Here is an 11,000-nt window from a genome sequence, read left to right on the forward strand (position 1 = left end):
GCCGGTGAAGAAACGAAACGGCTGGCTGCATGAGCGCCTCCGTTCGTGAAGAGTTTTTCGAAAATTCACTATGAAGAGAGTCTAATGAGGCCACAACAGCAGAACAGGCGCATGCGCGGTCGCAACAACAATGGCGGCGGTGGCAACAACAACAACCGCAAGGGGCCGAATCCCCTGACCCGCACCTACGAGAGCAACGGCCCGGACGTGAAGATCCGCGGATCGGCTCAGCAGATCGCCGAAAAATACGCCGCACTCGCCCGTGACGCGCAAAGCTCCGGCGACAGGGTGATGGCGGAGAACTACCTCCAGCATGCCGAACACTACAATCGCATCATTGCCGCCGCGCAGGCGCAGATGCCGATCCAGAACGCTCCGCAGAACCGCGAAGACTTCGATGACGATCTCGATGAGGATCGTGACGAGTTCGACAATACCGGCAATGGGGCCGGGGCGTCGGCGAGCGGCTCCGGGCCGCAGCCGGTGATCGAAGGCACGCCGGCGGAACTCGCCTACAACCAGGAAAACGGACGCGACAACAATCGCCGCGACAATAACCAGCGCGACAACAACGGCCGCGACCGGCATCGCGACCGCCGCAATGGCGGCTACGGCCAGAACGGTCAGCGCGGCGAAAACGGCCAGCGCGGCGAGCAGGGCGGCCAGCAGTTCGATCAGAACCGCCGCAACGAGGCGCAGCCCGAGGCAGCCGGCGAGGCCGGAGCCCAGGGTGAACAGGCGCCGCAGTTCGACAGTTTCTCGCCGGCCGCGCTCGCCGCCCAGGCCGAGCTCAACGAAGCCTCCATGGACAATGCCGGTGGCGGCCGCCGGCCACGGCGCCCGCGGCGCCCGCGCGGCAATTATGCCGAGCAGCCCGGCAATGGCGAGCAGGGTGGCCAGTCTGAAGGCGGGAGCTCCGAAAATTCAGGCGAAACGCATAGCGCGATGAGCAATGGCGATGAGGCCAGCGCCAGGCCAGCCGAAGCGGCAAAGTCGGCGAGCGAGCCTGTCGCCAGCGAGCAGCAGGCGCCCGTTGCCAACGAAGCCCCCGGCGAGCCTGTCGCCGCCGACGCGAACAACTGATCGAAACGCCATTCCAGGTATTGCAGACGGCGGGGAGCAATCCCCGCCGTTTTCGTTCGTGCGTAGCTGGAATATTCTGCTTTGATCGGCATCAAGGCGTCTTGAGGGACCGCGGCCCATACACCATATCTGCGCTGAACAGGGCCCGGCTCGAATGAGCGGGTCCGTCACCGCAATCTGATCCGGTGCCGCAAAGCGGGCCGGTGATGGAAGGAGACAGAGAATGAATCTTGAAAAATACTCGGAGCGCGTGCGCGGCTTCATCCAGTCCGCGCAGACCATGGCGCTCTCGCGCAGTCACCAGCAATTCACCCCCGAACATATGCTGAAGGTGCTCGTCGACGATGACGAGGGCCTTGCCGCGTCCCTGATCGAGCGTGCCGGCGGCAGCGTCCGCGACGTCAAGCTCGGCGTCGAGGCTGCGCTCGAAGCCATGCCCAAGGTCGAGGGCGGCAATGGCCAGCTCTATCTGGCCCAGCCTCTCGCCAAGGTGTTCTCGACCGCCGAGGACCTGGCCAAGAAGGCCGGCGACAGCTTCGTCACCGTCGAGCGGCTGCTGCAGGCGCTGGTCATGGAGAAGTCTGCCAAGACCGCCGACATCCTGTCCAAGGCAGGCGTGACCGCGCAGGCGCTGAACCAGACCATCAACGATATCCGCAAGGGTCGCACCGCCGACTCGGCCAGCGCCGAACAAGGCTATGACGCGCTGAAGAAATACGCGCGCGACCTGACCGCCGACGCTCGCGCCGGCAAGCTCGATCCGGTCATCGGCCGCGACGACGAGATCCGCCGCACCATCCAGGTGCTGTCGCGGCGCACCAAGAACAACCCGGTGCTGATCGGCGAGCCGGGCGTCGGCAAGACCGCGATCGCCGAAGGCCTGGCGCTGCGCATCGTCAATGGCGACGTGCCGGAATCGCTGAAGGACAAGCAGTTGATGGCGCTCGACATGGGCGCGCTGATTGCCGGCGCCAAATATCGCGGCGAGTTCGAGGAGCGGCTGAAGGCGGTGCTCAACGAGGTCACCTCGGCCAACGGCAACATCATCCTGTTCATCGACGAGATGCACACGCTGGTCGGCGCCGGCAAGGCCGACGGCGCGATGGATGCGTCGAACCTTTTGAAGCCCGCGTTGGCACGCGGCGAATTGCACTGCGTCGGCGCGACCACGCTCGACGAATACCGCAAGCATGTCGAGAAGGACCCCGCCCTTGCCCGCCGCTTCCAGCCCGTCTTCGTCGACGAGCCGACGGTTGAGGACACGGTCTCGATCCTGCGCGGCCTGAAGGAGAAATACGAGCAGCATCACAAGGTGCGTATCTCGGATTCCGCGCTGGTGTCGGCGGCGACGCTTTCCAACCGCTACATCGCCGACCGCTTCCTGCCGGACAAGGCGATCGACCTGGTCGATGAGGCGGCGTCCAGGCTGCGCATGCAGGTCGATTCCAAGCCCGAGGCGCTGGACGAGATCGACCGCCGCATCATGCAGCTCAAGATCGAGCGCGAGGCGCTGAAGGTCGAGAAGGACGAGGCCTCGAAGGATCGGCTTGCCCGGCTGGAGAAGGAGCTTGCCGACCTCGAGGAGGAATCGAGCGAGCTGACCACGAAGTGGCAGGCCGAAAAGCAGAAGCTTGGCCTTGCCGCCGACCTGAAGAAGCAGCTCGACGAGTCGCGCAACGAACTGGCGATCGCGCAGCGCAAGGGCGAGTTCCAGCGCGCCGGCGAGCTTGCCTATGGCAAAATCCCGGAGCTCGAGAAGAAGCTCAAGGAGGCCGAAGCGCAGGACGGCAAGACCGGCATGGTGGAAGAGGTGGTCACGCCCGACCATGTCGCGCATGTCGTGTCGCGCTGGACCGGCATTCCGGTCGACAAGATGCTGGAAGGGCAGCGCGAGAAGCTCTTGCGCATGGAAGACGAGATCGGCAAGCGTGTCGTCGGCCAGGGCGAGGCCGTGCAGGCGGTGTCCAAGGCTGTGCGGCGCGCCCGCGCCGGGCTGCAGGATCCGAACCGGCCGATCGGCTCGTTCATGTTCCTTGGGCCCACCGGCGTCGGCAAGACCGAGCTCACCAAGGCGCTGGCCAGCTTCCTGTTCGACGACGAGACCGCGCTGGTGCGCATCGACATGTCGGAGTTCATGGAAAAGCACTCCGTCGCCCGGCTGATCGGCGCGCCTCCCGGCTATGTCGGCTATGAGGAAGGCGGAGCGCTGACCGAAGCGGTGCGGCGCCGGCCCTATCAGGTCGTGCTGTTCGACGAGATCGAGAAAGCGCATCCGGACGTGTTCAACGTGCTGCTGCAGGTGCTCGACGACGGCCGGCTGACCGATGGCCAGGGCCGCACGGTCGACTTCCGCAACACGCTGATCATCATGACGTCGAATCTCGGCGCCGAATATCTGGTCAATCTCAGCGACGACCAGGATGTCGATGCCGTGCGCGACGAGGTGATGGCCGTGGTGAAGGCCTCGTTCCGGCCGGAATTCCTCAACCGCGTCGACGAGGTGATCCTGTTCCACCGGCTGCGCCGACAGGACATGGACCGCATCGTCGAGATCCAGCTCAAGCGGCTGGAGAACCTGCTTACCGACCGCAAGATCACGCTGTCGCTGGATCATGACGCGATCGAGTGGCTGGCCTCGAAGGGCTACGATCCGGCCTATGGCGCCAGGCCGCTGAAGCGGGTGATGCAGAAGGAGCTGCAGGACCCGCTGGCCGAGAAGATCCTGCTCGGCGAGATCCTCGACGGCTCGACCGTCAAGGTCACGGCGGGCTCCGACCGGTTGAACTTCCGCTCGAAGCCGACCGTGGTGGCGACGGAAGCCGCCGCCTGATCTCGGCAAGTTGAAACGAAAGGGCGCGTCGCACCACCCAGTGCGGCGCGCTTTTTTATTTCCGACGACTGCGCATAATCAGCTGCCGATTCGAATGACCGGGAAGGCCTCAGTGAAGCTCGACGACTACAACGGCTTCTGTGCGTCGCTGCCCGCCACCACGCATGTGGTGCAGTGGGGCGGCGCGCATGTCTGGAAAGTCGGAGGCAAGGTGTTCGCCATCGGCGGCTGGAACGAGGGCGGGCAGCTTTTCGTCACCTTCAAATGTTCCGAGATGGCCTATGATGTGCTGAAGGACCAGCCGGGCTGCCGGCCGGCGCCCTATCTCGCCTCGCGCGGCATGAAATGGATCCAGCGTCAGACAAGCCAAAGCATGGATGATGCGGCGCTCAAGGACTATCTGCGCGAGAGCCATCGCCTGGTCGTCCTCAAGCTGACCAAACAGGCACGCAAGGAATTGGGCCTTGCCGCGTCCTAAACGCGTCGCGATCTTTCAGGTTCGCTCCCTGCGCTTTAGGTTCTTGATTCCACGCATGTCGCGCAAAACCGCGGCACACTTTTGCGCGACGTGCATTAGCCGATATTCCTCCAGGCACCGGAAAACCGCCATCTTCATGCCCGGTTCATGTTGGAATCTTAATTTGGGTGACTGGTTTGCTGGCGAAGATTCGCCCGCCAGGAGCCTAGTCGACCGGAGAGCTGGACCCCCATGCTGCGCTTGATCTTTTCCCTTTCGGCACTCGCGGCCGGGCTGGTGTCTTCCAGTGCGTTCGCCACGCCGAGCGTGGATGGTGCGCCGCAGGCGGCACGGCCCGCCCAGCGCGGCGCACTGGTGCTGGCGCAGGAAGGCAATATCGACATCTATTACGACGCCAGAGGCAACCGCGTGCTGGTCGATGCCGACACCGGCAAGGTGATCGCCATCCAGCCGCCTGGGAGCAGGCTCGATCGCCGCGCGCTTCGCCGGCAGATGCGCGTGCAGGAGCTCGGCCGCGCGCAGCCTGAGGGCGACGACCGCTACTATCTCGACAACCCCGAGGACATGGCCCGCTTCCGCCGCCGGCAACTGGAGGAGAACGGCCGGGTCATTCCGCCGCCGGCCGATGAGTACGATCCCAACGGCGACAATTCCGTCGATGCCTATCCGCCGGCGCCCAACAATGATGAGGGCTACGCCACCACCTATCCGGAGGCGCCGAAGTCTGACACCATCAAGCGCCAGCCGCTGAACGAGGCGTCGATCGACCCGGAGCAGCCGGGCCAAGGCGAGGTGCTCCAGACCAATCCGGATGCCCAGCCGTCGCTGCCGCCGAACACCGGCGGCAAGGCCGCGGTCGATCCGTCGCTGTCGCTCGGGGTGCGCCAGGACGTTGCCGCGCTGCAGGTGCTGCTCGACCGCGGCGGCGCTTCGCCGGGCGTGATCGACGGGCGCTTCGGTTCCAATGTCGACAAGGCGCTGGCCGCCTATAACGAAATAAACGGCACGAATTTGAAATCGACCGATGCAGTCGGCATCCAGGCGGCGCTTGCCCAGTCGGGCGGCGACCCCTTTGCCAACTATACGATCACGCCGGAAGACGTGGCCGGCCCTTACGTCGCTTCGATCCCCGAGGACTACAGCCAGAAGGCCAAGCTCAACTGCATGTGCTACACCTCGGTCACCGAGGCGCTGGCCGAACGCTTCCACATGGATGAGACCTATCTGAAGTCGCTCAACAAGGGCGTCGACTTCAATCACCCCGGCACGATGATCAAGGTCGCCAATTTCGGCAAGCTGGTCTCGACGCCCGTAACGCGTATCGTCGCCGACAAGACCAAGAAGGAAGTCTACGCCTATGATGGCAGCGGCAAGCTGGTCGCGGCCTATCCGGCAACCATCGGCTCGGCCGACACGCCGTCGCCGACCGGCATCCATGCCGTCTCGCGCATCGCGCTCGACCCGAACTACACCTACAACCCGAACATCAATTTCAAGCAGGGCCAGAACGACAAGATCCTGACCGTCCCGCCGGGACCGAACGGCCCGGTCGGCTCGGTGTGGATCGCGCTCGACAAGCCGACCTACGGCATCCACGGCACGCCCGATCCATCCAAGATCGGCAAGACCGAGAGCCACGGCTGCGTGCGCCTGACCAACTGGGATGCGCGCGAGCTTGCCAAGCTGGTGTCGCCGGGTGTCACGGTGGAGTTCGTCGGCGGACCAACAATCGCGGAAGTCGGTGGGACCTCAACCGATGAGTTTACGCAGCAGTGAGCTGCGCGGCGCGGCGGCGTAAACAAGCTGCACCAGCAGGATGAAGACGATGCTGAGCAGCGGCGTCGCCAGGCAAAGCGCTGCGCCGACCGCCCACAATATCTGCGCCTTGACGATGCGATTGTAGACGGTGCGCCGCGTTTCGGCCTCGACGTCCTCGGCGATCATGCCATTCCGGTCGGCATACCACCAGCTCGCGAACAGCGTGGCGCCAAGCATCAGCAGGTTCAGCCAGTAGACCAGCACCGCGATCCTGAATTCCAGGAAGTCGGCCAACAGGTCGGTCGAGAACGGCAGCAGCGCGACAAAGGCAAGAAAGCACAGGTTGAGCGTCGCGAGCCTGCGGTCCGATCTTATGATGAGGCCATGCTGAGCCTGCTGGCCGAACCAGAAGATGGTGAGCGTCAGGAAACTCAGCGCATAGGTCAGGAACCGCGGCCCGAGCGCCAGGATCGCCGTGAGCAGCTCGCCTTCCGAATGCACCGCCTCATGCGATGGCACCCTGATCTCCAGAACGATCAAGGTCAGCGCGATGGCGAAGACGCCGTCGGTTATGCCGACGATGCGTCCGCGTCCTTCCGCCGACGGTTCGAGCGGCCGCTTCATGGCTTCCCCTCCATGCGTAATGATGGAACCTAGCACGCGATCGGCGGTTTGCATCAGAATTGGCGCCCGCCTCGCCATGCGGCCAGGGCCGGATGATTTGAGGTCGAGTCGACAACGGATAACTGCGGTGCATTCTCCTGGAATGCCCCTGGGGCATCTGGTTTCAAGAACAGCCATGTTCTGGCTTGTTGTTGCGGCCGCAACGGAGGACTAAGCAGGGATCTATGTCATCCGCGAACGAAACCACTGCCGACTCGCATTCGCCTGTCCGCGCTAACGGTACGTTTTGTCCTCAGACGCAGCGAAAATTCGTGTTGGTCGCGGCGATCCTCGCCTCGGCGCTCGGCTTCATCGACGGCTCGATCCTGGCGATCGCCATGCCGGCGCTGCGCGTCGATCTCGGCGCCAGCCTTGCGCAGGCGCAGTGGATTTCCAACGCCTATGCGCTGACGCTGTCGGCGCTCATCCTGGCGGGGGGCGCCGCCGGCGACCGGTTTGGCCTGCGGCGCGCCTTCGTGACCGGCATCGGGATGTTCATCACGGCCTCGCTCGCCTGCGCGGTCGCGCCCGATCCGCCTGTATTGATCGTCTTCCGCGCCATCCAGGGCATCGGCGCGGCGATCATGGTGCCGGGCAGCCTCGCCATCATCGCCAAAGCCTATCCGAAGAAGGAGCGCGGCCGGGCGATCGGCATCTGGGCCGCCGCATCGGCGCTGACCACGGCGCTCGGCCCCGTGCTGGGCGGCTTCGTTTTGACGACTTTCGGCAATGGGGTCTGGCGCGCGATCTTCGCCATCAACCTGCCGCTTGGACTGATCTCGATCTATCTGCTTCTGGCCAAGGTGCCGGCCGACCAGCCGACTGAAAAGCGCAGCCTCGATCTTGGGGGCGCGGCGCTGGCGACGCTGGCGTTCGGATCGTTGGCCTATGGATTGACGGCGATGAACGCCGAGGGCGGCGGGATGATGGCAGGGCCGGCGATCGTCGCCGGCGTCGTCCTGCTTTTCGTCTTCATCCTTTACGAGCGCTGGCAGCGCGAGCCGATGATCGATCTCGGCCTGTTTCGCATCGGCGCCTTTGCCGGCGCCAATCTGGCGACCTTCTTCCTCTATTTCGCGCTGTCGGCGAATCTCTTCTACCTGCCGATGGTCCTGATCGCGGGTTGGGGATTGAGCTCGGCCGAGGTGGGATTCATCTTCTTGCCGTTGTCGGCATCGATCGCGTTGCTGTCGGGGCCGGTCGGCCAGTGGTCCGACAAGATCGGCCCGCGCCTGCCGATCGCGGCCGGCAGCTTTATCGTCGCCATCGCCTTTGCCGGGCTCGCCCTGCTCTCTCATGCGGGCATCCATAATTTCTGGGCTGGCGCCTTTCCGCTGATGGCTGTGATGGGGCTTGGCATGGCGCTTGTGGTGTCGCCGCTGTCGACGGCGGTCATGACCTCGGTCGAGGACAAGGACACGGGGGCTGCATCAGGCATCAACAATGCCGTCTCGCGTGTCGGCGGGTTGATCGCGGTGGCGGCGATGGGCTCGCTGGCGGCTTTCGTCTATGCGCGGATGACCGGCAGTGCCCCCGGCATGCCCGGTTTCGGCGAGCCGCCCGCATCCGGGCTTGCCGCCAATCTCGATGCGGCTCGGGTGGCGGCAAGCGATTCGGCTTTCGCCGCGGTCGCGGCGGTCACGACGCTGCTTTGCGTGCTTTCCTCACTCACCGCCTGGTTCACGGTTCCCGGACAGGCGTCGCCATGGCCGCGGCAGACAGACGATTCGCAGGATTAGTTCGGAAGCTGCGAATCGGTCTTGGCGCTGGCAACCTTCAGCGCGTTGCCGTCTTCCTGCTTCAGAAGATCGTCGATGCGCTCGCGCTCGCGCTTGAAAGCGACGAGATCGTCTCCCTTCAACACCTTGCCGACCGGCAGACGCACGCGCATCGGGTCGACCTTGGTGCCGTTGACGATCAGCTCGTAGTGAAGATGCGGACCGGTGGCGAGACCGGTCTGGCCGAGATAGCCGATCGTCTGGCCCTGGCGCACGCGCATCCCGGGCTCGATGCCCTTGGCGAAAGCGCTCTGGTGATTATAGGAGGTCTCATAGCCATTGGCGTGGCGGATGATGATCTGCTTGCCGTAGCCGCCGGCCCAGCCGACCTTCTCGACGACGCCATTGCCGGCGGCGATGATCGGCGTGCCGATCGGCGCGGCCCAGTCGACGCCGGTATGCATGCGCACATAGCCCAGAATCGGGTGCCGGCGCGCGCCGAAGCCGGAGCGGAATTTGCCTGCGGGTAATGGATTACGCAGCAGGAACTGCTGGGCGCTCGAGCCGTTTTCGTCGAAATAGTCGGTGCTGCCGTCCTGCATCTGGAAGCGGTAGAAATTCTTCGTCTGGCCGCCGAAGGTCGCCGACACATAAAGAAGGTCGGAATTATCGGAGGTCTGGTCGTCGCTGTCGGGCTGCGAGAACAGGACCTCGAGGCGGTCGGCCGGTGAGATCCGCGACTGGAAATCGACATCGGAGGCGAGAAGCTTGATCAGCTTCTGCGTCATCGCTTTCGACATGCCGTAGGAATAAGCGGCGCGGTAGATTCCGTCATAGACATTAGGCAGGTTGCCGCGCACCACCACGGGCTGCGAATCATCGAACGCCGTCAAAAGCTCGGGATTGGCTTCCGGCTCCTGCGCCGGCACATACTGGCCGCGGTCGTTAAGCGCGATGGTGACGATATGCGTGGTCTTGTCATAGACGCTGGTGCGCACGACCTTGGCGATGTCGCCGCGCACTTCGAGGCCGACGCGCAGCACCGTTCCGGCCTTGAGCGCCGGGGCGTTCAAGAGCTTGCCGATCGCCTCCGCCATGCCGGTCGCGTCGTCGCCGGTGTAGCCCGAATCGGCAAAGGCCTCGGCGATATCGGTATCCCTGGTGAAGGGAATGATTTCCTCGGCGAAGGCCGGCGCCTGATCGTCCGGCGTGGCACGCGGCGCCACCGAAACATTTTCCTGCGTGATCTTCACGTCGTAGGAGCCGGCCATCGATTCGGCGAAGGCGTCGCCGAATCGCTGCGGGTCGACATAATGCAGCGCGGCGACCTGGACGGCGCCGTCGCTCAAGCCGTTGCTGGCGTCCCGCACCACCTTTTCCACCTCGTCGGCGGAGAGGTCGCTCTTTTCGTCGAAGGAAGCGGTCTCGACTGGAAAATCGACCGTCTTCAGGCTCATCTCGCTTTCGACCTTGGCGCCGTAGATCTGTCCGGCGGCCGCGGTGGCCGTTGCCGGCTGCGCATTGTCGTCGCCGTCGTCGCCGAATACCTGCATCGGGTCGAATGGCGGGTAGGGGCGGTTTGTGGTGTGGCCGGCGGCCAAGGCCATCTTGATCTGCACGAAAGGCATGGTGTGGATAACGTCGCGGTCGCCGACCTTGGTGACCATCGACACTTCCATGCGGCGCCGGTCCTTTGCCCGGGCGATCTGGCGGGGTGCTACCAGCCTTGTGGTCTTTGCCTGCTCGCCGGAATCGTCGCCGCCGCCGGCAAGGCCGATGAGCTCGGCGATTTCCGGCGGCGTCGCCAATTGCTGGCGGCCATCGAGGGCGGCGAACAAGGCCACGCCCATCAAAACACTCGACGTAATGCCGGTAAGGAACGTGCCCGACAGCCAGCGCGCCGAGACCTCGCGGCGGTCCGGCGGACCGCTGCGGCCGTCCGCGATCAGCGGCGGCTCGTTGCCGAGTTCGGCTATGACATCTTCCGTGTCTGGCATCCAGAAAGGCTGCTTCTTCCCCGGGCGAACGGCTTGTCGTTCTCGTTGCGGCCATGACATTTGCCTGTCACGGCGGTTGAAGTCAACGAAACGGCATGCCGGGGCCGATATCCCCAATCATGCGTTCTGCGCACGGCGCACTCGTCGTCTGTTGCGGTCGTCTGTCCTGGGGCGCCTCACACATATGCGCGCCTTCCTTATAGGCGCCGGTTTCACGCCTCAATGCGGCGGCAATAGGGCCTCGTTGTGGATGACCTGAGGGCTGCCGCAAGGGCAGCCGGCTAGCGAAAAAGCGGCTCGAAAAAATCGTCGCAAAAAATTCAAAAAAGTTCGAAATCGGTGTTGACGCGTCGAGGGAGCTCCGACTATATACGGCCCACGAACGAGGGCGGTGCGCCGCTGGCGGCAGAGAAGTTCGCTTCTAGGTTTGCCCTCTGAAGAATTCAAGAGAGCCGCGTGAGCGACACTCGGAC

General features: G+C 64.3%; 7 protein-coding genes. 5 read left to right on the forward strand and 2 right to left on the reverse strand.

Translation table 11 applies throughout. The features are described from left to right. Positions 1–84 precede the first annotated feature (84 nt). From RFM41_RS22070 to RFM41_RS22085, 4 genes are all read left to right on the forward strand, one after another. On the forward strand, positions 85–1,083 hold the full coding sequence (locus tag RFM41_RS22070; RefSeq protein WP_320251026.1) for a DUF4167 domain-containing protein: 999 nt from the start codon (positions 85–87) through the stop codon (positions 1,081–1,083). Positions 1,084–1,306: 223 nt separating this feature from the next. Then, complete coding sequence (gene clpB, locus RFM41_RS22075; protein ID WP_320251027.1) at positions 1,307–3,913, forward strand: ATP-dependent chaperone ClpB; 2,607 nt, start codon at positions 1,307–1,309, stop codon at positions 3,911–3,913. Between the two features lie 112 nt (positions 3,914–4,025). Continuing rightward, on the forward strand, positions 4,026–4,391 hold the full coding sequence (locus RFM41_RS22080) for an MmcQ/YjbR family DNA-binding protein (protein ID WP_320251029.1): 366 nt from the start codon (positions 4,026–4,028) through the stop codon (positions 4,389–4,391). Between the two features lie 231 nt (positions 4,392–4,622). Continuing rightward, entirely contained in the window at positions 4,623–6,167 is a 1,545-nt protein-coding gene (locus RFM41_RS22085; protein ID WP_320251031.1) for a L,D-transpeptidase family protein, read from the forward strand. On the opposite strand, the gene RFM41_RS22090 is transcribed toward RFM41_RS22085, so the two are convergent. Beyond that, positions 6,141–6,773, reverse strand: coding sequence for a TMEM175 family protein (locus tag RFM41_RS22090; protein ID WP_320251033.1), 633 nt, complete (start codon positions 6,771–6,773; stop codon positions 6,141–6,143). The genes RFM41_RS22085 and RFM41_RS22090 overlap by 27 nt on opposite strands. Before the next feature lie 224 nt (positions 6,774–6,997). On the opposite strand from RFM41_RS22090, the gene RFM41_RS22095 reads away from it, so the two are divergent. Continuing rightward, positions 6,998–8,551 (forward strand): MFS transporter, encoded by a 1,554-nt coding sequence (locus tag RFM41_RS22095; protein ID WP_320251035.1) that lies wholly within the window; start codon positions 6,998–7,000, stop codon positions 8,549–8,551. Here the strand turns inward: RFM41_RS22095 and RFM41_RS22100 are convergent. Then, positions 8,548–10,527 (reverse strand): M23 family metallopeptidase, encoded by a 1,980-nt coding sequence (locus tag RFM41_RS22100; protein ID WP_320251037.1) that lies wholly within the window; start codon positions 10,525–10,527, stop codon positions 8,548–8,550. The two genes, RFM41_RS22095 and RFM41_RS22100, sit on opposite strands and share 4 nt — an antisense overlap. Positions 10,528–11,000: the final 473 nt, after the last annotated feature.

The organism is Mesorhizobium vachelliae (assembly GCF_033977325.1).
Lineage (GTDB): Bacteria > Pseudomonadota > Alphaproteobacteria > Rhizobiales > Rhizobiaceae > Mesorhizobium > Mesorhizobium vachelliae.